Consider the following 22,881-nt stretch of genomic DNA (forward strand, 5'->3'; position numbering starts at 1 on the left):
TCATGAAACTCAGCGTATTGGTGCCGGTCTACAACTTGGAGCGCTTTATCGAACCCTGCCTGCTCAGCCTGCTCGAGCAGACAACCAATTTCGATTTTGAAGTGATCGCCATCGATGACGGCTCGAGCGATGGTTCCTGGTCCATCATGCAGCGGCTGGCAGCCCGGTGGCCGCAGCTGCGGGCATTGCAGAATCCGCAGAATATGGGGCTGGCCAAGACCCAGAAACGCCTGCTTGCCGAGGCGAGAGGTGAATATATTGCCTACGTCGATGGTGATGATCTTGCTCTGCCTGGCAAGTTGCAGGTACTGGCCGACTATCTGGATGTCCATCCCGGCTGTGCGCTCTGTTATCACGAGGCAGAGGTATTTGACAGCGAAACAGAAGAGGTTACGGCCCATTACAGCCGCGATTATTACAATGCTGCTTATATTCCCCGCAAGGCCAGTGCAGAACACTTGATCCGCTATGGCTGTTTCCCCAATGCCAGTTCGATCGCCTTTCGGCGCCATCCTTACTTGCAGGAGGCGGTGGATGCCGATTGCAAGATCATCCTCGACCATCCGTGGCACATCCTCAACGCCTTGTATGGCAAGGGGAGCGTCGATGGCATTCCGGAGGTTTATGGACGTTACCGGATCCACACCCATAGCTTTGGGGGACAAACCAAGCGTTCGCCAGAGCGGCGGGAACAGGTACTGGCTGATCAACTCAAAGCCTGTGACAACGCTCGTCCATTCGGGATCGCCGATTCTGTTATCGCGGCAGGCAAGGCGCACTACCGTTTCGCGACGGCACTCTATTTTCTCAAGCAAGGCGATGTGGCGCGTTTCGAGCGCTTCATCAATGAATCCGTGGTGGATGACTGGTTCTTCGATGAGCGACATCAATTGGCCTGGGAGAATCGTGCTCAACCCACTATTGTGACGCAACAGCTTTTCGGGGCTTCTCAATGAGTTATCAGGCGATTGTCATCGGTGCCGGCCTATCCGGTGTCGTCATGGCTGAGCGAATGGCCAGCCAGCTCGGCTGGAAGGTGCTGGTGCTGGAACAGCGCGACCACATCGGAGGCAACTGCTTCGACGAGCATGACGAGCATGGGGTATTGATCCATCGCTATGGTCCGCACCTTTTCCATACTGACAACAAGGCGGTTTGGGATTACCTGTCACAGTTTACCGAGTGGCAGCCTTATGAGCATCGTGTGTTGTCACGCATCGATGGGCAATTGGTGCCGATCCCGTTCAACCTGAGCAGCATCGAACGCTGCTTCCCCGCCGACAAGGCTGGCGCCATGATTGAGGTACTGCGCACTCGGTTCGGGGACGGCGCCAGAGTGCCGATTCTCGAACTGCGCAAGGAACAGGATCCCCTGCTGGGTGAATTGGCGGATTTCATCTATCAGAAGGCTTTTGTCAACTACACCAGCAAACAGTGGGGGGTACCGCCCGAGCAGATCTCCCCCGAGGTGACGGCGCGGGTACCCGTGGTGGTGAGCCGGGACGATCGCTACTTCACCGACGCCTACCAGGCGGTACCGAAGGACGGCTATGCCGCCATGGTCAGCCGCATGTTGGTGCAACCTGGTATCGAGTTACAGCTTGGTGTTGCGATGGATGAGCGAGTGGTGCTGGATTGGGAGGAAAAGCGAATTCTGCTTGATGGTGAACCCTTCTCCGGCCCGCTGATCTACACCGGTATGCTTGATCAGCTCTGTCCTCAGGTTGGATCGTTGCCTTATCGTTCGCTGCGCTTTGAGCACCGTCATCTATTTCAGTTACAGTTTCAGCCAGCTACCACGGTCAACTACCCGAATGAAGAAGCCTTCACGCGGATCACCGAGTTCAAGCATTTCAGCGGGCAGGAGCATCCCGGTACCAGCATTGTTTACGAATATCCCTGTGACTATGAACCCATGCAGGGGCTGGAGCCTTATTACCCACTCTTTACGGACATGGCCAAACAGCATTATCAAATTTGTTGTGACGAGTTGGCTAAATTTCCACAGGTGATCGCCCTTGGGCGTCTTGCTGAATATCGCTATTTTGATATGGATGATGCGGTAGATAATGCACTGTTGTGTTTTGATAGATATCAGAACTTATGGGCACCATTAATATCAGTAGTTATGCCTGTTTATAATTGTGAGAGTTTTGTTGCAGAGGCAGTTAATAGTATTCTGTCACAAACGTTTAAAAATTTTGAATTCATCATCATAGATGATGGTTCAACAGACAACACACATCACATTCTACAAGTATTTTCGAGACAAGATCCGCGTATAAAGCTATATCGTCAGAGCAATGCGGGTTTGGTACATAGCCTGAATAAAGCGATAAAACTCGCACGAGGAAAATATATCGCGCGAATGGATGCTGACGATATCTCTGTTGCGAATAGACTTGAAAAGCAAATTGAATTTATGAACAATCATTCTGATGTGTATATATTAGGTGGGTGGGCCAAACTTTTTGGTGAGAAGAATGAAGTGTGGCATCATCGACAGGATGACAATTTCATAAAAAATCTGCTCATGTTCAGGACTTCGGGATTTCAACATTCTTCTGTTTTAATAAGAAAGAAAGTATTTGATAAATATAAGTATGACGCCCAGTGGCCTCATATCGAAGATGTCGCCCTGTGGTGCAAAATAGCAGCTAATGAGAAATGGAAATTTCATAACCTGAGATGCATACTTGTTTACTATAGAACACACCCCCAACAGGTAAGTGAAACATATCGAGAAATACAATCAGCAGGATTTGCCAAAGTTACTCAAATATATGCCGATCAGCTTGGTGGAAATATTAGCTCTCTTGTATTATGGCGCAAGATCATTGAGTTATCCGTTATGGAGGCATCCGAAGTACTCGCTGCTGGCTCGCTTTTGAGTGATATAAGGTTAAAGTTAAAGCAGCCAGATGAATTCTTCGTAATTGAAGAGCGATGGTTAAGAATTTGCTTGGTAAACAAGGTACCGCGCCACCTTTATAAAAATCATGGGCCATATCGGAATGATTTTGTATTTTTGGCTGAATCACAATTAGCTTGATGGGTATAATTATGAAGAAAGTGATTGCCTTCGGTGCTGGTGGCTTGTTTAGAGCATTCTCACCGTTTATAAAATCCAACTATCAACTAGTTGCTATTTCAGATAATGACATAAAACAACATGGTAAATTGAATGATGGGGTTAGGATTATATCTCCTTCGGATATTATTTATCTGAATTTCGAACTTATTATTATCACTAGTATGTATTTTGAGGAGATAAAGGAAAAACTAATTTCTCTTGGTATAGATGATAATGTTATTGTAAATGTGTATGATGATCTTTTGATTCGCGAGAGTGTGGCTCATTATTTAGTTGCGCATGACGAATTTATGCGAGCAACAAATAGGATATCATTATTATCATTAACAAAGAAAAAATTGATAGTAATGAACTCTTTAGGAAATGGTGGGGCTGAGAGAGCATTATTAAATTTATGCCGTAGGCTTGAAGATAAAGAAAAAGTATTTGTGATTGTCATTGAAGGAGGGGGGGAATACTTTAATGTTCTTAGTCATTTAGTTCCAGTAATAGAAATATTTTCATCTATCGAAAACAGGCTACTTTCTCGTTGCTTTTTTATGCATTTTCCCGTCAAGGAGATATGCTCCCGATTATTCGGTCGAAATAAATACGATGTTGCTATTGCATATATTGAAGGGCTTTCTACCTATCTTGTTTCAGGAATAAATAGCATCTATAAAGTCGCTTGCGTACATGCAAATCTACGCTCTCATCATGTCAGTGCTCCTTATTATGCATCATTGAAAGCAGAATATGATGCTTATACCAATATCGACCACATGATCTTTGTATCTGGTTCTGTCAAGCATGGCTTTAATGAGAGAATCGGATGGCAAGGTTGTGAGTCCAGCATCATAGGAAATATTTTTGATATTGAAACTATTACTCGCATGTCCAACATGGGGAATGATTCACAAATCTCATCTCCATATATCGTTGCAGTTGGGCGATTGGTTGCAGTCAAAGGGTTCGATAAGTTAATTTGTGCCTTTGCCAAGATTAAAAGAAATAGTCTGGAAGATATCAAGTTAGTTATTATCGGGGATGGCCCCATGAAATCAGCTTTGGGTGATTTGATATCTTCATTAGGAATGAAAGAACATATAATTTTATTGGGGAAGAAAGAAAATCCTTATCCATATATCAGGTCTGCTCAATGTTTAGTGTCGTCCTCAGTTAGTGAGGGACATCCACTTGCCATTGGCGAGGCCATAATCCTTGGCATACCGATTATTGCCACTGATTGTGAAGGCAACTCTGACATGGTGGCTCATGGCAGTTATGGTTATTTGTGTGATAATAGTGAAAGTGGATTGGTGAGTGCATTTACATATTTTCTTAATTCCCCAATGCATCAGGCTGTATTACAGTTTAAATCTGTTTGTGGGCAAATTTTTTTATCGGGTCAAAATGAAGTCGAAAAATGGAATGAGATTATAAATAAATCAGTATATTAGTTTGTATAGAGATTTATAATTTATCCACGAAATCAATGTTCTCGGTGAACGCATGAATATGGTAAATAAAAAAGATGTCCTTGTATTTGGTACAGGAAGTCTCTATGAGTTGAATAAGAAAGAACTGGTAGATAGATTTAATATCATATCCTTCATTGATAACAACGTGCATTGTGATTCAAATGAATTAGACGGTACTCTAATAAGAAGACCAGAAGAAATCATATATCTTAGTTATGATCTTATAATAATTGCTAGCTCCTTCGAGAATGAAATATATGAACAGTTGCTGAACTTGCATGTGCCAACTCACAAAATAGTTTTGCTCAGATCAATAGTTAAGATTAACCAATCGAAAATAATGTCACATTCAGATAGTAGTGGACTGTTCTATAGACCAACTGGTATCAATGGTGAAAATCTTGCCATTGTGATTCTATCCTACGGGCGAGTTGATATGACAGTTAGACTGTTGACGTCAATAAAAGATAGAATGCCAGACTTTTCTGGAGAAATAATTCTATTTGATAATGGCTCTAAACAAGATGAAATAATTAATTTGCAGAGCTACTTGGACGATTTCACCATAAACCACAAAATAATCTTAAACAATGAGAATTATGGTGTTGCAAAAGGTAGAAACTGCGCTCTGAAACATGTTACGAAAGAATGGGCTTTCTTCGTTGATAACGACATTTTCTTTATCGATAATCCGCTTTATTCTATTTGTCAGACTATTGTTGACTTTCAAACACCATATATAAATTTACCATTGTTAAATAGTGATGGAAATACAATATATTCATTTGGTGGAAATGTTGTCATTAATGGAGATGATGTCAGCGTTGCACCATTTACACCTGGAGGGTGTCATAGATTAATTGTGGAAAACACCATTAGTTCAAAGATCGTTTTTGGTTCATTCCTATTTGGTGGTTCTGCAATTTATCATGTTGACTCTTTTATTTCTCATGGGATGTTTGATGAAGATATGTTCATTGGGTTTGAAGATATAGTGTTTTCTATATCTCTCTTAAAAAGAGGTGTAAGGGTTGCAAATATATCTGATTTTTATATGATCCATGATCATGCTCGACCATCTGATAATGAATATAATAATGTAAGATACGATATTAAAACGATTAAGAATTCAGCAGATGCTGCATTCTCTAAATATGGTGTCAATATGTATTCTGACGATGTTGAAAAATGGCTGCAATCACGGACAAAAAAGGTTATTTGAGAAATGCTTAACATTAGCTTTGAAATACCTGATTTGGAACGGCTAGACATTGATGAATGGTGCATTATTGGAGAAGGAGAAGCGCAGAAAAAAATTTGCAGATTCATGAATGAAAAAGGTGTAGCTCCACCATCAATAATTTATAAAAACTCATCTGATTTTATCGCTGACGTTAAACATGATTTATATTATGGCCCTAGCATAGTTGTTATTGGCTCTACTATGCGATATGAAATAGCCAAAAGTATTTATGAAGATTGCCGCAGTATAAAAAATAGCAAGTTTGACATTTTTCTCCGTATGTAGGTATTGATAGGTATGGCAGTTATGAAGAGTGGAGTGCCTATTCATTAAAAAATCAGATACAATCCCTCAAGTTGTTATCATCGACTCATACTATAATGATCACTGTGCTTATTGGATGTCAACTTTAATATCTGAAATTAAGCGTCAAGGATTTTCAGTGGCAATTATTCATCCATGGCAAAAATATCAATTTTCTATCTTAATTCTATCTTAAAAAATGCGATATCAATCGTATTATAGAATATACTTGTACATCTTTGATGATGTGAAAAAGTTTATTCATAGTATAGGTAAGAAGTTTTTTATGCTGCGCTGCAGAGTGCGGTTTTTTTCTCAAAAAATATTTCTATCTTGATAGAATAGGAATAAATGCCAATCGGGAGTTGGCAACTGATGATTTGGGATGGATTTCTGACTCCGACTATCAAAAACTAACCGCTTTAAAGAAACAGTTTTTTGGGAATGTAAATCCATTTAAGATATTTGCAAATAAGCATTATAATAATATAAATATAAATATAAATATAAATATAAATATAAATATAAATATAAATATAAATATAAATTATAGTGTTCTTGAACTTGCTAATATATCTGATTTGAAGGAGGAATATTCTGCAATCATCTCGTTTGAGGCGTTTGAATATATTGACTCCACATCATTATTTTTACCTGATATTGTCAGGTTGCTAAAAAATGATAGGTATTTTATTGTCTCAACTACTAATCAAGAAAAACTACCTTTTAACATTGAACGTTTCCCCTATCATATAAAACACTATACTAATAATGAGTGACTGAGGCTCTCGAATCTGCAGGATTATCAGTTGAAGAGGTATGGTCACAGCATGATCCTATCATAGGGGATGTAGAGAATGACACCGAAGGGCTATTTCTGATTTATGTGGCAAAAAAACGATAGCTAGATTATATGTGACTGGTTCATCAAACACCGGTTTAAACCGGTGTTTTTATTTTATGTCCTCTTGTTACGAACGGATAGTTAGATTATAAAGTTTTTTGACCCATAATAACATGATGCTGAATATATATTACTCTGACTAATTCGTTATATTGTAGTACCTGAAGAAATATTAAAAATAAGCTTTAATATTCTTCAATAATATCGTAATTATTTTTGATTGCGCATCATATCGAATAATTGGATAAAGTGGCAAAGTAATTGCTCCAGTATAGAACCGATCGGCATTTGGCTGGCGCATCTGAATTAATTTTTGATACCACGGCTGTTTGTAAATCGGCATATAGTGCACGTTAGCACCGATGCCTTGGGCCCGCAGTTGCTCAAAGATACGGAGGCGCTGCTCGGGGGCTACGCGGTGTACATAAAGATGAAAGGCACTGCGCCTTTCTTCACTGAAATAGCGAGGGAGTAGCTCCGGCGCCAATGCTTCGAAGTAGCGGCGGGCCAGCTTGCCGCGCTTTTGAATCCAATTCTCCAGATTCTGCATCTGGCTTAACCCCAGTGCGGCCTGGATATCGGTCATGCGGTAGTTAAAGCCCAGCATCTGTTGCTCGTAGTACCAGGGGCCGTCCGGTTCGTTGATAAAGTCTTCCGCTTCGCGGGTGATGCCGTGGCTGCGCAGCAGGCGCATGGTCTTGGCCAGTGCGGGGTCATTGGTCATGGCCATGCCACCTTCCCCCGTGGTGATGATCTTCACCGGGTGAAAGCTAAAGACCGTGATGTCGCTGTAGCGACCGTTGCCGGTGGGCTCGTCGTGATAGCGGGCACCGAGGGCGTGGCAGGCATCTTCGATGATCCGAAAACCATACTCTTGCCCCAGCCGATGGATCTCTTTCATGTCGCAGGGCAGGCCCGCGAAGTGCACCGGGATCACCACCTTGGGTAGGCGTCCTTCGGCCTTGGCAGCCACCAGTTTTCGCTCCAGCTCCACGGCGCACATATTGCCGGTATCGGGTTCGATATCAACAAAATCGACTCGGGCGCCGCAATAGAGGGCACAGTTGGCGGAGGCCACGAAGCTGATGGGGGAGGTCCAGACCCAGTCACCTGGGCCCACTCCCAGCGCCAGGCAGGCTATGTGCAGGGCGGCGGTGCCGGAGTTGACGGCAACCCCGAAGCGGGCGCAGCAATAGTCGGCAACCGCTTGCTCGAAACGAGGCACTACTGGTCCCTGGGTCAGAAAGTCGGATCTCAGGACCTCCACCACGGCCTCGATGTCCGCTTCACTGATCGATTGTCTGCCGTACGGGATCATTCCATTACCACTTGCTGATTGATTTGCTTGAGCTCTTCTATGGTCAGAAAGGCCGGATTGTTGCGAGAGTTGTACTCAAATCCCGAATCGACCATCTTTCCCTTCTCGCCGGCGGCGGTCTTCGAGAAGTCGTTGTTGCGGTTGTTGAAGTTGATGGTCGGCCCGATGATGAAGAAGTCGTCGAACTCAAAGGTGTGATAGGAGTCGTCAGCCGGGCACATCACTTCGTGCATTTTTTCGCCAGGGCGGATGCCGACAATCTTGTGCGGCAGCTCGGGTGCCATGGAAAGGGCGAGATCCGTGATGCGAACGGAAGGGAGCTTGGGAACAAAAATTTCCCCCCCCTTCATCCGCTCGAAGTTGCGCAGCACAAAATCCACCCCCTGCTGCAAGGTGATCCAGAAGCGGGTCATCTCCTCATGGGTGATGGGCAGGGCGTCAGCCCCCTGATCAATCTGCTTTTGGAAAAAGGGGACGACTGAACCACGGGAGCCGACCACATTGCCGTAACGCACCACAGAGAAACGGGTCGGATCCTGGCCCGCGATATTGTTGGCAGCAACGAACAACTTGTCGGAGGCCAGCTTGGTGGCTCCGTAGAGGTTGATCGGGTTGGCGGCCTTGTCGGTGGAAAGCGCGATGACCTTCTTCACCTGATTGATCAAGGCGGCCTGGATGACGTTCTCGGCCCCGTGAATATTTGTCTTGATGCATTCCATGGGGTTGTATTCAGCGGCTGGAACCTGCTTGAGGGCGGCGGCATGGACTACGTAATCCACCCCGCGCATCGCCATGGTCAAGCGGTTGGCATCCCGCACATCGCCAATGAAATAACGCATGCAGGGAGCATCGAAGACCTGCTGCATCTCGAACTGTTTCAGCTCGTCACGGGAATAGATGATGAGGCGTTTGGGTTTGTAACGCTCCAGTACTGTCTTGACCAGTTTCTTGCCAAACGAGCCGGTGCCACCCGTGATGAGTAGCGTTTTATCATTGAACATTGCGGGCATCTCGTCAGAAAAACAGTAGATGAATCATATGCTAGCAAATAAAGTACCAGCTTTTTATGCAAAGAGTGTGATCCATTCGCAAAAACGCTTTTAACACGCGAACTTAGGTCATCACTCTCAAAGTTAATTGTAATGACGACTTAAGGCGACGTAACGGGCGTAGTCCGGTTCTGCCAGATGGTGGAGCAGATCTGCTCCACGGCATTGAGGGCTCGCGGGGTGAAGCGGTGCAGCTCATCCGAGTTGATGAGGGCCAATCGTCCCTGTTTGACCGCGTCTATCATGGTCCACTGTTGCCAGTGCGCCAGAGCGCCGGGATCGTCACTACCCGCCAGGATCAGCCCAGGGTTGGCCTTGATCACCTGCTCCTGGCTGACTTGGGGGTACGGGGTCTTGGCATGGGTCATCACATTGACGCCGCCACACAGCTCGATGGCTTGGGCGGGCCAGGCTCGGTCACTGGCACTGGTTAGCGGCGGGTACCAGAGCTGGTAGAACACCTTGACGCCGGTCGGCTGGCCGTAGCGCTGCCTGAGAGCCGCCAGCCTGGCCAGATAGCGATCGGCCGCCTCGTTGGCGCGTTGCTCAACCCCCAGCATCTTGCCAAGGGCCCGCATCTCGCCAGCCAGTGAATCAAAGTCGGTGGGCTCGGAGTAGAACACCTGAATGCCGAGCTTTTCCAGCGGTGCCAGCATGCGCGACTGGGCGGATCGCCAGGCGAGGATGAGATCCGGTTTCTGGGCCAGCAGCGCTTCCACATTGATGCTGCGGTAATTCGCCACCTTGGGCTTGTCTGTCACCTCGGGGGGATAGTCGGAGGCATCATCGACCGCCACCAGCTTGTCGCCGGCCCCTATCTCATAGAGAAGCTCGGTGAGGTGGGGGACCACGCTCACCACCCGCTCCGGGATCGCTGCCATCGCCATGAATGGCAAACCTGCCAGCAATCCCATCCATTTACCTGTGTGTCTAACCATGCCAGCGTTCCACCAGTGTCATCGCCAGGGCGACCAGCAGCCATCCCCAGCCTGTTCCTTGCAAGACATTGAGCACCCGCGTGGCCATGTCGGCGCCGGGATCCTGCCCGAGCCCCAGCACGGGCCAGCGTTGCAGGGTGCCCTGGTAGTAGCGTGGCCCCCCCAGCCGGGTCTGAAACTTGTCCGCCAGCAGTACCAGCAGGATGCCTATGGCAGGATAGGGCCAGAGCACACCGCTGCGTAGCAGCCAGCCCGCACGCTTGAGACGGGTCAGTAGCAGGGGCAAGCCAAGCAGCAGCACAGTCGGGGCATTGAGCGCCTGATAGAAGGCGCTCGCCGCGCGGCCAAAGTGGCTGAATGCGGGATCCTTCATGCTCCAGCTCAGGCTCATCAGCTGGGTCAGTCGCCAGAGCAGGGCCCCCTGTACGCCAGCCACCGCATAGCCCAGCAGGGGCCCGGCCCATTGTCCCACCAGGCGCAGGGCGCAGCTCTCGCTCACAGCCTTGGCAATCCCCATGACCGAGAGTTTACCTGTCTCCCGCTTGAGCCAGGGCACGGCCTGCAGTCGTGCCAGTGGCAGCGTCTCCTGGCAGGCAAGGGTGCGGGTGGCGCTCGCCAGCTCCCGCAGCGGACGGGATTCAATCATCAGCAGCAGAAACAGCAGATCGAACAGAGGTTCGCTCAGGGCCAGATTGCGCACCGACCAGAGGCCAGCTGCGCAGGGCAGCCAAACCACCAGCATCGCCAGCACGCCGGCTTGTAGCTGCTGCCTGGGCGAGCCGTCCGCCCTGTGTACCTTGTGGCCAAGGCGAGTGAGCAGCGGGGTGAGGGCCGAGAGCCGGATGTGGGCGGGGCGGGGAATGAGGGCCTCCAGCAAGGCGGCCCCCAACATGATGGCCGCCGTCGTGGAAAGCAGATCGGTGGCCATCGGTTCGAGCGATTCGATTGGGATCACAGCTTGCCGAGCATCTTGATGATCACTTCGGCCGAGTGCTTGCCAGCCACCTCGATAAAGGCGTCGAAGGATTCCACCTGCTCCTTGCCCGCGATGTCAGACATGGCGCGCACCACCAGATAGGGCACCTTGAACATGTGGCATACCTGGCCGATGGCAGCCCCTTCCATCTCGACCGCCAGCATTTGCGGGAAGTCGGCGCGTGCCTTGGCGATGGCCTGTGGCTTGCACATGAACTGATCACCGGTGCAGATGAGGCCAACCTTGGTCTGGTGCTTACCCTGCTCGGCGATGCACTCACGTGCCACCGTGATGAGCTTTTCGTCGCAGGGGAAGGCGGCGGGTTGCTGCGCCATCTGGCCCATCTCGTAGCCGAAAGCGGTCACGTCCACGTCATGGAAGCGCATTTCGCTGGCGATCACCACGTCACCGATATGCAGATCCTGGGCAAAACCGCCCGCGGAGCCGGTATTGATCACGCAATCGGGGGCAAATTTTTCCAGCAGCAGGCTGGTGGCCACGCTGGCGGCGACCTTGCCGATGCCGGAGCGGGTCAGGATCACCTCTTTGCCGGCCAGCATCCCCTGATAGAACTCGCAGCCACCCAGTTGCAGGGTGGTGGCGTTGCTCAGCTGGCTGCGCAGCAGGGCCACTTCTTGTTCCATGGCGCCGATAATACCTACTTTCATCACTGACCTCGTCTTGATAGCCGTCAGGCTGTATTTAAGTTGCTGTAGATCATAACAAAAGATGAAGACGGCGCCGAGCGCTGGAAGAGAAATGCCAGGGAGCAACCCAGGCGCCCCAACGTGAGGCGCCACAATTAAGGAGGGAAGGGATGGTGATCGTTTAACCGAGGGCGGTGTCCAGGGTCATCATCAGGGCAAAACCCGCCATCAGGCCGAGGGTGGCGTGGGTTTGATGGCCGTTGCGGTGAGTCTCGGGGATCACCTCATGGGAAACCACAAACAGCATGGCGCCGGCCGCCAGGCCCAGACCGATGGGATAGGCGATGGCCAGGCCACTGGAGAGCCCCACCCCGAGCAGGGCGCCGAGGGGTTCGAGCAGGCCGCTGCCGATGGCGACCAGCACGGCCAGTGGCGGGCGAAAACCGGCGGCGCACATGGCAAGCGCCACCGCCAACCCTTCCGGAATGTCCTGCAGGGCGATGGCGGTGGTGAGCGGCAATCCCACCGACATGTCCCCCTGGGAGAAGCTGACCCCGATGGCCATCCCCTCCGGCAGGTTGTGCAGGGCGATGGCAAAGACAAACAGCCAGACTCGGGAGCACTGCTCATGGCCCGGGCCGCAGGGGCCAGTCTTGTCGTGTTCGTGCGGGGTGAACTGATCCAATCCCAGCATCAGCAGCACCCCGAGGGTCATCCCCGCCACCACCACGGCGGCGGCAGCAAAGCCGTTGCCCGTGATGTCGCTGGCGGCATCGAGCCCCGGCAGCAGCAGGGAGAAAGCGCTGGCCGCCAGCATCATGCCGGCGGCAAAGCCGAGCATGGAATCCTCCACCCGCTGCGGCACGGCGCGCAGAAAGAGGGCGGGCAGGGCACCGAGGGCGGTGGCAGCAAAGCCGGCGGCCCCGCCGATGAGGCCATAACGCATGCCGCTGCTGATCTCCTCCGTCGCCAGCATGACGAGGCTCTGCAACAGCAACAACAATACGGCCGCCAGCGCGATGAAGAGACCGATGGCCGTTCGGGGGCGGGATTGCATCTGGGCACGCAGTTGTTGGGACCAGGAGGAAGCGGGCAGGGCTGACATATCGTCCATCGGGTTACCTTATGAGAAAGAGAGAAGGCTCATTACATCCCTGCGCCTACGCCTTGTCTACCCGAGTCAGGCGATTGTCCCCATAGCTAAATAGCATGCTGTTGGGCACTGGCATAGGGCATCCGCCTGAGGCCTTGGCGCTGGAGGAATTAACACCATTTAAATTTTTTTAATAAAAATGAAGGCATTGTCGCCTTGTGCTAGAGTGCGCGACTTTGCCAAATGCCCTCTTCCCGCGTTTTGTGCATCTCCCCGTCAGGATGGCCCGGGTATCAGCTCACAGGGATGTGATCGCCACACTCCACACCCAGTCAGCAGTCGAGGACCCACTGCCACCATGTTTTACAAGAATCTCTCCATCGGCAAGAAGATTGCCGTGGTCTTTGCGATCATCGCCGCCGTCAACGTGCTGTTCGGTCTGTTTCTCTCCAGCGAGCTGCGCAGCGTGCGTGATCGGGTGCTGAACTTTACCGACTCGACCCTGCCGAGCGTGCTGTCGGTGGAAAACCTGCTCTATGACGTCTCCTATGTGCGCCGGGCCCAGTTTGCCCTGCTGATGGTGGATGACAGTGCCGATCTGCAGGCCCGTCGTGGCCGGATCCAGAACAATATCCAGAAGGTAGAGACCAGCTTCCAGGCCTATGAGGCCACGGTCGGAGCGGCCCATGAGCGTCAGGTATTCAACCGGGCCAAGCAGCATTGGTTGAGCTATCGCCGCTCGGTGAGCGAGTTCGATCAGCTGCTGGCCACAGGCCAACACGCTGAGGCGCAGGCTCAACTGTTTGCTTCCAACGCGACTTTCGGCGCCCTGGAGCAGGCGGTCAACGAGCTGGTCGGGGTCAACCTCGACTTCGTCAAGGAGAACCGGGGCAGTCTGCTTGGCAGCGTCAGCATGCTCAACACCCTGGCCATGGTCAGCATCGGCAGCCTGTTGCTGTTCATGATGGCGATGACCTGGTTCCTGACCCGCCAGATCTGCCTGCCGCTGCAGGCCGTGGTGGCCCAGGCCAACGCCATTGCCAGCGGGGATCTGACTCACCGTCTGGATCGCCGTAACCTGGGGCGCGATGAACTGGGGGCGCTGGCCAATGCTTCCCTCAAGATGCAGGACAACCTGCGTGGCCTGATTGAAGAGGTGGTGGCCGCCGTGACCCAGTTGGGCACCGCCATCGAAGAGGTGAGCGCCGTCTCCGAGCAGTCGGCCAAGGGGATCCAGAGCCAGCAGCAGGAGATCTCCCTGGTGGCGACGGCCATGACCCAGATGAAGGCCACCGTCGCCGACGTGGCGGGCAACACCGAGATCGCCTCGGAATCCGCCAGCTCGGCCAATGCGCTGGCACGCAGCGGTAACCGGGAGGTACGTAACTCTCTGGTGGCGATCACCCAGGTAGCGGAAGAGATCGAGCAGGCCGGCGTGCTGGTAACCGAGCTGGAGCGCGAGTCCGCCCAGATCAATGTGGTAGTGGACGTGATCCGCGGCATTGCCGATCAGACCAACCTGCTGGCCCTCAACGCCGCCATCGAGGCCGCCCGTGCCGGTGAGCAGGGACGCGGTTTTGCGGTGGTTGCCGATGAGGTGCGTACTCTGGCGGGCCGTACCCAGGCCTCTACCGGCGAGATCGTGGCCATTATCGAGACCCTGCAGGCTCGTGCCAACAAGGCCAAAGAGGTGACCGGACTTAGCTGCGACATGATCCGCGAGTGCGTGACCCAGAGCGAACAGACAGGGGCAGGTATCCAGCAAATTGAGGAAGCCGTGGCCCAGATCGCCGACATGGCGATCCAGATCGCCAGCGCCTGTGGCGAGCAGGATGCGGTCTCCGACGAGCTGGGGCGCAACGTGGAGCGGATCAACGAATCGGCCAACGAGGTTGCCTTCGGCGCCGATCATACCGCGCGCGCCTGTCTGGAGCTGAGCCAGCTGGCTGCAGGGCTCAAGCAGACTATCGGACGCTTTCATCTTGCCTGATACCAAGATCAATTCAGGCGCGCGAAGAGGCGCCTGTCTTGCTGATATCAACCCGGCTTAGGCCGGGTTTTTTATTGCCAGCCAATCTCCATATCGAGGGGGGAGGTGGCAATCAGCGTCTGTGTGCGTCAGCGTGAAGGGAAGGGGAGAGTGGGTTAATGGTTATAGCGATAGATGGTTTGGTTGAGGGCTGGATTGCAATGAAACAGAGCCACGAACGCCTTGCAGGGGGAAACACGAGCGACACATAACCACGAGCGGCAGATAACAAAAAACCGGCTTGCGCCGGTTTTTTGTTGTGTCGAGTACGGGTTGGCTTATTTGGCCAGAGACTCCGGCAGCTCTTCACGGATCTTGCCGAGCATCTCTTTGAGCACGCGCGGGTTGGCAACGACTATGTTGCCGGAGGTTTCGTAGTTGTGACCACCCACGAAGTCGGTCACGATGGCGCCCGCTTCCTTGGCCAGCAGTTCGCCGGCGGCGGTATCCCAGGGTTTCAGGCCGATTTCCCAGAAACCGTCGACACGGCCGGCGGCCACGTAGGCCAGATCCAGGGCGGCGGAGCCGGAGCGGCGGATGTCGGCACACTCGATGAACATGCTCTGGAACATCTTCAGGTACGGCTCGATATGGTGCTTCTGCTTGAACGGGAAGCCGGTGGCTAGCACGGTACCAGCCAGTTCGCGGGCCTTGCCGACGCGGATGCGGTAGCCGTTCAGCTGGGCGCCGCTACCACGGGTAGCAGTGAACAGTTCGTCGCGGATCGGGTCGTAAATAACGGCTTGTTCGGTCTTGCCTTTCACGCGCAGGGCGATGGAAACGGCGAAGTGCGGAATGCCTTTGACAAGGTTGGTCGTGCCATCCAGTGGGTCAATGATCCATTGGTAATCCGGATTGGTACCGGCAGTCTCACCAGACTCTTCAGCTACGATGCTGTGCTCCGGGTAAGATTTTTTGATGGTATGAATGATGGCCGCTTCGGCTTCACGGTCAACGTTGGTCACGAAGTCATTGCTGCCTTTCTGGATAGCCTCAATGTTTTCGGGCTGGGAGAAGGCTTTTACTACAACTTGACCGGCGTTGCGCGCAGCGCGCACGGCGATATTCAGCATCGGATGCATAGGTTCACCACTGGATGTTAAAGAACGGGGATAAAAGGACGCGGTATGATACCAGTATTTCCACCGATGGCAACTGTTATCCCGATTCAGCCATTCGATTGCCACTGCCAGATATGACGGCTCCAATATAGGCCGGATCTGCGCTAGTCTTATGCCTGCAATCAACCCAGTTTGTCATGAGCATAGGGACATGAATCATGAACTTGTCAGTAGTCAGTCAGCACGTATCCGGCGCCAGTGAAGGTTTACTGGCCATTTTGCGTTCATCCAGAGAGTATGGCGATCACTTTGCCAACATCGGCGTCACGCCGCTTGCCGAGTGGCAGCCAGCCAAGGCGGAGGCGGCGATCCTGCTGATCGATGGCAATACCCCCTGGCAGGATGCCGGCTTTTTGGGCGGGGAAGATGACACCATAGGGTTGCCGGTGTTGCCGTTGCTGATCCGCAAGGGGGACAGGGAGCTGGCCATCTGCGGGCCGGATGTGCGCGACCCCCGCTTCTATTTTGTCTCCAACGGCATAGTGCTGGAGGAGTCGGATCTCGCCAATCCCGCCAGCAGCAGGGTGCTGCTGCGCAAGCTGGAATCCTACTTCCCGCTGCTCTCCCGCCTCATCATGCTGCGCCAGCGCAAGCCGGCCGCCACCCTCAACTGATCTCGTCATCATCGGCCGACAAACTGCGCACCCAGTGCCATCACTGGCACTGGGTGCGCCGTTTGTGTTACTAGAGAGTGGGTCAGGATCCCGCCGCCGGGGGAAATGAGTGCCCGGTGGCCCCATCTGCGTAACCAAGGAGTGACCATGATCGACTTTTATACTGCAGCGACCCCCAATGGCTTCAAGGTAGCGATAGCCCTCGAGGAGCTGGGGCTGCCTTATCGGGTGATCCCGCTCGACTTGTCGGCACTGGATCAGAAAAAGCCCGAGTTTCTGGCCATCAACCCCAACGGCCGCATTCCGGCCATCGTCGATCGGGACAACGATGACTTCGCCGTGTTCGAATCCGGCGCCATCCTCCTCTATCTGGCCGAGAAGGCGGGCAAGCTCTTGCCGCAGGATCCCAAGCGCCGCTCCCGGGCCATCCAGTGGCTGATGTTCCAGATGGGCGGGGTTGGCCCCATGATGGGGCAGGCCAACGTCTTCTACCGCTACTTCCCCGAGAAGATCCCGGCGGCCATCGAGCGTTACCAGAAGGAGGGGCGCCGCCTGTTCGAGGTGCTCGACAGCCATCTGGCCCACCACGAGTATCTGGCCGATGAGTACAGCATCGCCGACATTGCCACCTGGCCCTGGGTGCGGATCTACGACTGGAGCGGGATCTCCATCGAGGGGCTGCCCCATCTGCAGGCCTGGATGGCGCGCATGGAGTCCCGTCCTGCCTGCCAGAAGGGGATCACCATTCCGCCGCGCAAGGAGCAGCCAGAGGATCTGATCAAGCAGGCACAGCAGATGGTAACGCGTTGATTTTTAACTGCAGACGGGGCGGAATGCCCCGTAATATTAGAAAAACTAAGGCAAGCTGATTATAAAGATTCGTTCGTTTTTTGTGAGCTGAATCACTATCATGCCCCCATACCATCAAGCGTCCTGTGCGATGGTCGGGCGGGCTCCCCGCCTCCTGTTTCCAACACTGATTTGATTGACTCACTGTTTCTGTGAAGAGACTCCCCCGGGCCATTTCTGCGCCGGGGGGCGGCAGCTTTTTGACGATTTTTTTGGGACTGATATGGATCGGCACAGTTTTTATCCGTTGTTTTTCCTGACCATTCTGATGGTCGCTGTGGGCCAGATGACCCAGACCCTCTATGTCCCCTCCATTCCCATGATGGCGGGGGACTTTCAGGTGGCCTCCGGTCAGCTGCAGGCGGTGATGGCCTGTTACCTCATTCCCTATGGCCTCTCCCAGTTTGTCTATGGGCCGCTGTCGGATCGCATCGGTCGTCGCCCAGTGCTCATCATCGGCATGATGGTGTTTCTGTTGGGGACCCTGACTATCCAGCTGATCCCTCACTTCGCGGCCCTGCTGGTGGGCAGCTTCATCCAGGGGCTGGGAACCGGTGCGGGCGGCGCCATGAGCCGCACCGTGATGCGCGACCGTTATAGCGGCGCCGAGCTCAACCGCGCCAACAGCCTGGTGAGCATGGGGGTGATCTTCTCCCCGCTGCTGGCCCCCGTGCTGGGGGGCTGGTTGACCGAGCTGTTCAACTGGCGTGCCGGTTACTGGTTCCTGTTCGGCTTTGGCGCCGTGGCGACCCTGGCCATCATGGCCTGGTTTGGCGAGACCCTGCCGGTGAGCGCCCGCCAGCAACCGCTGCGGGTGGGAGCGGCCTATCGCCATGTGCTGGGCAACCCAAAGTTTCAGGGCAACCTACTCTGCCTGATGGCCACCTTCTCCGGTCTGGCGGTCTTTGAGGCGGCCGCCGGCGTGCTGCTCGGGGATGTGCTGAAATTGAGTGCCCGCACCGTGAGCGTGCTGTTTGTGTTGCCGCTGCCGGGTTATCTGTTCGGGGCCTGGCTCTCGGCCAAGCTGAGCTTTCGCCTGAGTCAGGGCAAGCTGATGCGTCTGGGCATCGCATTTTTGGCGCTCGGCTCGCTCATCATCCTGCTGCCGGGCCTGTTCGGGTTAGTGAGTGCTGCGTCACTGATCGGGGGGGCTGCCGTCTACTTTATCGGGAGCGGCATCCTCTACCCGACCGCCACCTCCTGCGCCATCGAGCCCTTCCCGGGCCAGGCGGGCACCGCGGGGGCCATCCTGGGCGGCATGCAAAACCTGGGGGCGGGTGTCGTCACCCTGCTGGCGGCCTGCTTCCCGATGACCGGCCAGGTGACCTTGGGGGCCATCATGACCCTGATGGTGCTGATCGTGGCGCTGAGCTTTGTCTGGCTGCGCCACCACGGCTCCCCCCACGAGCAGATGGCAATCTGACGCCATCGCGGCTGGCGCGTATCGAGCCAGTCCCTTGCCCAATAAAAAGAGGCCATGACCCGTCGGGGTCATGGCCTCTTTCGTTATGTGACGCGCATGCTTTTGGCCCGCGCGGGTAAATGCTCGCTTACCCCTGCGATGCCATGTCTGCCTGGGGGAGGGGGCGCTGCTCCAGCCGCTGCTCGCCCGGGCGGCAGATCAGTACCGAGCCTTGCTCAAACCAGTCCCCCAGCACGATGCGCCGGGCCGGCTGGCCGTCCAGGGTAAAGTCGTGGATGGCGGGTCTGTGGGTGTGGCCATGGATCATCATCCGGCAGTCGTGGCTGCGAAGCATGGCGTCCACCGCCGCGGGCGTCACGTCCATGATGCTCTGGCTCTTGTAGGCATTTTCCATCTGACTTTGGCCGCGCATCTTGCAGGCGATGGCCTGACGGCGGGGAAGCGGCAGGCGCAGAAAGAGCCAGCGCAGCCATTTGAGCTGTGTGATGCGGCGAAACTTCTGATACCCCTCATCCAGGGTGCAGAGCAGATCCCCGTGGCTCAGCACCACCCGCTCGCCATAGAGCTCGATGACGCAAGGATCCCCCAGCAATGTCATGCCGGCGCGCTTGGCATACTGCTGGCCCAGCAGAAAGTCGCGGTTGCCGTGAATAAAGTAGATAGGCACGTTTTGCTGGCTCAGGGCCAAAAACGCGCCGGCGATGGTCTGATGGAGCGGGTTGGGATCATCGTCGCCAATCCAGAATTCAAACAGATCCCCCAGTACATAGAGGGCATCGGCGCCGACGGCGTCGTGCTCGAGAAAGTGCACCAGCGCCGCCGTCATGTCGGGCCGCTGGGCGCACAGGTGAATGTCACTGATAAAGAGGGTGCTCATGGTGGCGTGTCGGTGCTCTGGGTCGGATCCGGGGAGGGGCAATGAACGGTTGTTTCGGAGTTGGCAAGGGGTGATGGCGGTGTCTGGACAACTGCAGGCCGGGCAGGATCAGACATCCGCTGCCACGTGAGTGTGGCAAGGTTGCGTCCCTCCAGGGTCAGCAGCGCCTCGTAAGGGTCGCCGGCCAGCCCCAGCAGGCGGCAGATAGCTGCCTCGCCTTTGAGGCCTTCTTCCAAGCGCAGACGCAGCACCGTCTGATAAAAATCATCCCCAAAGTGAGCCAGCAGGGCGGCCATCAGGGTGAGGTGGCGCCAGCCGTTGAGAGTTTCGACCGCAGCCGGCGTGACATAGAGCTCCACTGGCCAGGAGTGCCCGTCCGGGCCGGCAAAAAGTCGCTCGAGCAGCCAGACGCCTTCCCCCTTGTCGCTTGCCGTCCACCCCTGATCGCGCAGCTGAGCGGCAAGGTTAGCTGGCAGCGGATGCTGACAAAGGATATCGAGATCGCTGCCCGGCCGATCCAGCCCGATGGCGAGGGTACTGACCATGGCCACGTCGCTGCACAGCTCTTGCAAGCGCGCCCACAGGCCTGCAGTGAGCAGGGCATGGGCGGAGCGCTGGCGCGGGTTGCCGTGGGCCAGATAGTCGAGGCGTCGCCAGTTTGGGGCGGCAGATGGAAAAACTGCGGCCGGGGCCGCAGTTTTGTCAGAGCCTGGCCGGCAGAGATCACTCGGCAAGGGTCACCTTGGTGATCACCACGTCTTCAACCGGTACGTCCTGGTGGATGCGACCGTAGTTGCCGGTCTTGACGCCCTTGATCTTGTTGACCACGTCCATGCCCGCAGTCACTTCACCGAATACGCAGTAGCCGTAGCCCTGGGTGGTGGCGGATTTGAAGTCGAGGAAGTCGTTGTTGTTCACGTTGATGAAGAACTGGGCGCTGGCGGAGTGCGGCTCCATGGTGCGGGCCATGGCGATGGTGCCAATCTTGTTGGACAGGCCGTGGGCCGCTTCGTTCTTGATCGGAGCGCGGGTGTCTTTCTCTTCGAAGCCCGGGGCATAGCCGCCGCCCTGGATCATGAAGCCGTCGATCACGCGGTGGAAGATGGTGTTGTCATAGTGACCGTCACGGCAGTATTGCAGGAAGTTGGCCACGGTTTCCGGGGCTTTTTCAGCATTCAGGGTGAGGGTGATGTCGCCGTGATTGGTATGCAGAGTGACCATGAGTTGTCCCTTCGTTTTGTAGCGAGCCAGGCAGGCCCGCGGGTGTATGGCATAAAGTGGTGGCAATTCTAGCCCATCAGGGGCGGCGGGCATAGTGCATCTGGCGCCAAGACATAGATGGCAGGCGGGATCCGGCTCGTTTTCTCTGGTCGAACGGGGTATTATGACCAACCATTTTACACACAGGCAGTGGTTATAAGATGCTGAAGATATACAACACACTCACTCGTCAAAAAGAAGAATTCAAACCTATCCACCCGGGCAAGGTGGGCATGTATGTGTGTGGTGTCACCATCTACGATCACTGTCATATCGGCCACGGCCGCACCTTCGTCGCCTTCGACGTGGTGGCCCGTTACCTGCGCTACGCCGGTTACGATCTCACCTATGTGCGCAATATCACCGACGTGGATGACAAGATCATCAAACGCGCCGCCGAAACCCGCGTCACCTGTGACGAGCTGACCGAGCGCCTGATCGGCGACATGCACGCCGACTTCGATGCCCTCGGCATGGTGCGCCCGGATATCGAGCCGCGCGCCACCCAGCACATCGGTGAAATCATCGAACTGGTGCAATCCCTGCTGGACAAGGGCCACGCCTACGTGGCCGACAACGGCGATGTGATGTTCATCGTCGAGTCCTATGCCGACTACGGTCAGCTCTCCGGTCAGGATCTTGAGCAGCTGCAAGCCGGTGCCCGCGTCGATGTGGTGGATGCCAAGAGGAATCCCTTGGACTTCGTGCTGTGGAAGATGTCCAAGCCCGGCGAGCCGACCTGGGACAGCCCCTGGGGCCCGGGCCGTCCCGGCTGGCACATCGAGTGCTCCGCCATGAACTCCAAGCACCTTGGCAACCACTTCGACATCCATGGCGGTGGCTCCGATCTGCAGTTCCCCCACCACGAGAACGAGATCGCCCAGTCCTGCTGCGCCCACGGTGGCGGCTACGTCAACACCTGGATGCACAGCGGCATGGTGATGGTGGATAAAGAGAAGATGTCCAAGTCCCTTGGCAACTTCTTCACCATTCGTGATGTGTTGGCTCACTACGATCCGGAAACCGTCCGTTACTTCCTGATGTCCGGCCACTACCGCAGCCAGCTCAACTACTCGGAAGATAACCTAAAGCAAGCCCGCGCCGCGCTGGAGCGCATGTACACCGCCCTGCGTGACCTGCCAGAAGCCGCTGCTGCCGGTGGCGATGAACAGGTGGCCCGTTTTGTTGAAGCCATGGACGACGACTTCAACACCCCGGAAGCCTACTCCGCCCTGTTCGACCTGGTGCGTGAGATCAACCGCCAGAAAGCGGAAGACATCAATGTCGCCGCTGGCCTCGGTGCCCGTCTGCGGGAACTCGGCGCCGTGCTTGGTATCCTGCAGCAGGATCCGGACGCCTTCCTGAAAGGGGACGAAGCGGACGAAGAGGTCGCCGAGATTGAGCGTCTGATTGCCGAGCGCAATCAGGCCCGTGCCGACAAGAACTGGGCCGCGGCGGATGCCGCTAGAGCCCGTCTCACCGAGATGGGTATCGTGCTGGAAGACAGCGCCGGCAAGACCAGCTGGCGCCGTGCCTAAGGTCGGTTGTCCTGTTGCTGGCAACAGGTTGAGCCAATAAAAAAACCGCAGCCCTGGGGCTGCGGTTTTTGTTTGTGCCTCTTTCCTTTTAAGCCTCGGTGGCCTGCGCTCTGATCCCCTCTCCCCTTGTGGGAGAGGGCCAGGG

21 protein-coding genes and 1 pseudogene are annotated in these 22,881 nt (G+C 54.2%); 12 read left to right on the forward strand and 10 right to left on the reverse strand.

Annotation, left to right across the window (positions count from 1 at the left end):
• Window positions 1-2: 2 nt before the first annotated feature.
• From LA321_RS14050 to LA321_RS14075, 7 genes and pseudogenes are all read left to right on the forward strand, one after another.
• Window positions 3-956 (forward strand): glycosyltransferase family 2 protein, encoded by a 954-nt coding sequence (locus LA321_RS14050; protein ID WP_042071857.1) that lies wholly within the window; start codon window positions 3-5, stop codon window positions 954-956.
• Window positions 953-2,095, forward strand: a pseudogene (glf, locus tag LA321_RS20270) (UDP-galactopyranose mutase); the annotation flags it as partial. The gene LA321_RS14050 and the pseudogene glf, both read left to right, overlap by 4 nt.
• 33 nt (window positions 2,096-2,128) lie before the next feature.
• On the forward strand, window positions 2,129-3,052 hold the full coding sequence (locus LA321_RS20275; protein ID WP_324606635.1) for a glycosyltransferase family 2 protein: 924 nt from the start codon (window positions 2,129-2,131) through the stop codon (window positions 3,050-3,052).
• 11 nt (window positions 3,053-3,063) lie between these two features.
• Window positions 3,064-4,533 carry a glycosyltransferase gene (locus tag LA321_RS14060; protein ID WP_167335330.1) on the forward strand — a complete coding sequence of 490 codons (1,470 nt, stop codon included), beginning with the start codon at window positions 3,064-3,066 and terminating at the stop codon, window positions 4,531-4,533.
• 52 nt (window positions 4,534-4,585) lie between these two features.
• Window positions 4,586-5,776, forward strand: coding sequence for a glycosyltransferase family 2 protein (locus LA321_RS14065; RefSeq protein WP_082043414.1), 1,191 nt, complete (start codon window positions 4,586-4,588; stop codon window positions 5,774-5,776).
• Window positions 5,777-5,779: 3 nt separating this feature from the next.
• Entirely contained in the window at window positions 5,780-6,082 is a 303-nt protein-coding gene (locus LA321_RS14070) for a hypothetical protein (RefSeq protein ID WP_156141079.1), read from the forward strand.
• 383 nt (window positions 6,083-6,465) lie between these two features.
• Window positions 6,466-6,879, forward strand: coding sequence for a class I SAM-dependent methyltransferase (locus LA321_RS14075; protein WP_224212213.1), 414 nt, complete (start codon window positions 6,466-6,468; stop codon window positions 6,877-6,879).
• Between the two features lie 297 nt (window positions 6,880-7,176).
• Here LA321_RS14075 and pseC read toward each other — a convergent pair whose 3' ends face one another.
• The 6 genes from pseC to LA321_RS14105 all read right to left on the reverse strand — a co-directional run bounded on the left by pseC (window position 7,177) and on the right by LA321_RS14105 (window position 13,046).
• Window positions 7,177-8,322, reverse strand: coding sequence for a UDP-4-amino-4,6-dideoxy-N-acetyl-beta-L-altrosamine transaminase (gene pseC, locus LA321_RS14080; RefSeq protein WP_042071823.1), 1,146 nt, complete (start codon window positions 8,320-8,322; stop codon window positions 7,177-7,179).
• Window positions 8,319-9,323 carry a UDP-N-acetylglucosamine 4,6-dehydratase (inverting) gene (gene pseB, locus LA321_RS14085; RefSeq protein WP_042071821.1) on the reverse strand — a complete coding sequence of 335 codons (1,005 nt, stop codon included), beginning with the start codon at window positions 9,321-9,323 and terminating at the stop codon, window positions 8,319-8,321. The genes pseC and pseB overlap by 4 nt, the downstream gene beginning before the upstream one ends.
• A gap of 149 nt (window positions 9,324-9,472) precedes the next feature.
• Complete coding sequence (locus LA321_RS14090; protein WP_042071819.1) at window positions 9,473-10,309, reverse strand: cobalamin-binding protein; 837 nt, start codon at window positions 10,307-10,309, stop codon at window positions 9,473-9,475.
• A complete protein-coding gene (locus tag LA321_RS14095) occupies window positions 10,302-11,264 on the reverse strand; it encodes a cobalamin biosynthesis protein CobD/CbiB (protein WP_042071817.1) in 963 nt (320 codons plus the stop codon). The genes LA321_RS14090 and LA321_RS14095 overlap by 8 nt, the downstream gene beginning before the upstream one ends.
• On the reverse strand, window positions 11,261-11,953 hold the full coding sequence (mtnN, locus tag LA321_RS14100; protein ID WP_042028825.1) for a 5'-methylthioadenosine/S-adenosylhomocysteine nucleosidase: 693 nt from the start codon (window positions 11,951-11,953) through the stop codon (window positions 11,261-11,263). The genes LA321_RS14095 and mtnN overlap by 4 nt, the downstream gene beginning before the upstream one ends.
• Window positions 11,954-12,113: 160 nt before the next feature.
• Window positions 12,114-13,046, reverse strand: coding sequence for a ZIP family metal transporter (locus tag LA321_RS14105; RefSeq protein WP_042028824.1), 933 nt, complete (start codon window positions 13,044-13,046; stop codon window positions 12,114-12,116).
• Window positions 13,047-13,383: 337 nt separating this feature from the next.
• On the opposite strand from LA321_RS14105, the gene LA321_RS14110 reads away from it, so the two are divergent.
• On the forward strand, window positions 13,384-15,015 hold the full coding sequence (locus LA321_RS14110; protein WP_042071813.1) for a methyl-accepting chemotaxis protein: 1,632 nt from the start codon (window positions 13,384-13,386) through the stop codon (window positions 15,013-15,015).
• 317 nt (window positions 15,016-15,332) lie between these two features.
• Here the strand turns inward: LA321_RS14110 and suhB are convergent, their stop codons facing one another.
• Window positions 15,333-16,136 (reverse strand): inositol-1-monophosphatase, encoded by an 804-nt coding sequence (gene suhB, locus LA321_RS14115; protein WP_026458137.1) that lies wholly within the window; start codon window positions 16,134-16,136, stop codon window positions 15,333-15,335.
• Between the two features lie 197 nt (window positions 16,137-16,333).
• Between suhB and LA321_RS14120 the strand changes: the two genes are divergently transcribed.
• The 3 genes from LA321_RS14120 (at window position 16,334) to emrD (ending at window position 19,061) form a co-directional block, all read left to right on the forward strand.
• Window positions 16,334-16,789, forward strand: a complete 456-nt coding sequence (locus LA321_RS14120; RefSeq protein WP_042071811.1) for a hypothetical protein — start codon at window positions 16,334-16,336, stop codon at window positions 16,787-16,789.
• 147 nt (window positions 16,790-16,936) lie between these two features.
• Window positions 16,937-17,599: a glutathione S-transferase family protein gene (locus LA321_RS14125; RefSeq protein ID WP_026458135.1), complete on the forward strand. Its 663-nt coding sequence runs from the start codon at window positions 16,937-16,939 to the stop codon at window positions 17,597-17,599.
• Between the two features lie 262 nt (window positions 17,600-17,861).
• Window positions 17,862-19,061, forward strand: a complete 1,200-nt coding sequence (gene emrD / locus LA321_RS14130) for a multidrug efflux MFS transporter EmrD (RefSeq protein WP_042071809.1) — start codon at window positions 17,862-17,864, stop codon at window positions 19,059-19,061.
• A gap of 127 nt (window positions 19,062-19,188) precedes the next feature.
• Here emrD and LA321_RS14135 read toward each other — a convergent pair whose 3' ends face one another.
• Genes LA321_RS14135 through LA321_RS14145 form a run of 3 tightly spaced genes read right to left on the reverse strand, consistent with a single transcriptional unit; the run spans window position 19,189 to window position 21,159 of the window.
• Window positions 19,189-19,938 (reverse strand): UDP-2,3-diacylglucosamine diphosphatase, encoded by a 750-nt coding sequence (locus tag LA321_RS14135; RefSeq protein ID WP_042071807.1) that lies wholly within the window; start codon window positions 19,936-19,938, stop codon window positions 19,189-19,191.
• Window positions 19,935-20,672, reverse strand: a complete 738-nt coding sequence (locus LA321_RS14140; protein WP_082043412.1) for a DUF4269 domain-containing protein — start codon at window positions 20,670-20,672, stop codon at window positions 19,935-19,937. The genes LA321_RS14135 and LA321_RS14140 overlap by 4 nt, the downstream gene beginning before the upstream one ends.
• Window positions 20,662-21,159, reverse strand: a complete 498-nt coding sequence (locus LA321_RS14145) for a peptidylprolyl isomerase (RefSeq protein WP_042071804.1) — start codon at window positions 21,157-21,159, stop codon at window positions 20,662-20,664. The genes LA321_RS14140 and LA321_RS14145 overlap by 11 nt, the downstream gene beginning before the upstream one ends.
• A gap of 200 nt (window positions 21,160-21,359) precedes the next feature.
• On the opposite strand from LA321_RS14145, the gene cysS reads away from it, so the two are divergent.
• Window positions 21,360-22,736 (forward strand): cysteine--tRNA ligase, encoded by a 1,377-nt coding sequence (gene cysS / locus LA321_RS14150; RefSeq protein ID WP_042071802.1) that lies wholly within the window; start codon window positions 21,360-21,362, stop codon window positions 22,734-22,736.
• The last annotated feature ends 145 nt before the right edge of the window (window positions 22,737-22,881 follow it).

The sequence above is a fragment of the Aeromonas enteropelogenes genome, from assembly GCF_020097295.1.
Taxonomy (GTDB): domain Bacteria; phylum Pseudomonadota; class Gammaproteobacteria; order Enterobacterales; family Aeromonadaceae; genus Aeromonas; species Aeromonas enteropelogenes.

Coding starts and splice junctions, on each gene's coding strand:
- LA321_RS14050 (WP_042071857.1), top strand. CDS start 3: ATGAAACTCAGCGTATTGGTGCCGGTCTACAACTTGGAGCGCTTTATC.
- LA321_RS20275 (WP_324606635.1), top strand. CDS start 2,129: ATGCCTGTTTATAATTGTGAGAGTTTTGTTGCAGAGGCAGTTAATAGT.
- LA321_RS14060 (WP_167335330.1), top strand. CDS start 3,064: ATGAAGAAAGTGATTGCCTTCGGTGCTGGTGGCTTGTTTAGAGCATTC.
- LA321_RS14065 (WP_082043414.1), top strand. CDS start 4,586: ATGAATATGGTAAATAAAAAAGATGTCCTTGTATTTGGTACAGGAAGT.
- LA321_RS14070 (WP_156141079.1), top strand. CDS start 5,780: ATGCTTAACATTAGCTTTGAAATACCTGATTTGGAACGGCTAGACATT.
- pseC (WP_042071823.1), bottom strand. CDS start 8,322: ATGATCCCGTACGGCAGACAATCGATCAGTGAAGCGGACATCGAGGCC.
- pseB (WP_042071821.1), bottom strand. CDS start 9,323: ATGTTCAATGATAAAACGCTACTCATCACGGGTGGCACCGGCTCGTTT.
- LA321_RS14090 (WP_042071819.1), bottom strand. CDS start 10,309: ATGGTTAGACACACAGGTAAATGGATGGGATTGCTGGCAGGTTTGCCA.
- mtnN (WP_042028825.1), bottom strand. CDS start 11,953: ATGAAAGTAGGTATTATCGGCGCCATGGAACAAGAAGTGGCCCTGCTG.
- LA321_RS14105 (WP_042028824.1), bottom strand. CDS start 13,046: ATGGACGATATGTCAGCCCTGCCCGCTTCCTCCTGGTCCCAACAACTG.
- LA321_RS14110 (WP_042071813.1), top strand. CDS start 13,384: ATGTTTTACAAGAATCTCTCCATCGGCAAGAAGATTGCCGTGGTCTTT.
- suhB (WP_026458137.1), bottom strand. CDS start 16,136: ATGCATCCGATGCTGAATATCGCCGTGCGCGCTGCGCGCAACGCCGGT.
- LA321_RS14120 (WP_042071811.1), top strand. CDS start 16,334: ATGAACTTGTCAGTAGTCAGTCAGCACGTATCCGGCGCCAGTGAAGGT.
- LA321_RS14125 (WP_026458135.1), top strand. CDS start 16,937: ATGATCGACTTTTATACTGCAGCGACCCCCAATGGCTTCAAGGTAGCG.
- emrD (WP_042071809.1), top strand. CDS start 17,862: ATGGATCGGCACAGTTTTTATCCGTTGTTTTTCCTGACCATTCTGATG.
- LA321_RS14135 (WP_042071807.1), bottom strand. CDS start 19,938: ATGAGCACCCTCTTTATCAGTGACATTCACCTGTGCGCCCAGCGGCCC.
- LA321_RS14145 (WP_042071804.1), bottom strand. CDS start 21,159: ATGGTCACTCTGCATACCAATCACGGCGACATCACCCTCACCCTGAAT.
- cysS (WP_042071802.1), top strand. CDS start 21,360: ATGCTGAAGATATACAACACACTCACTCGTCAAAAAGAAGAATTCAAA.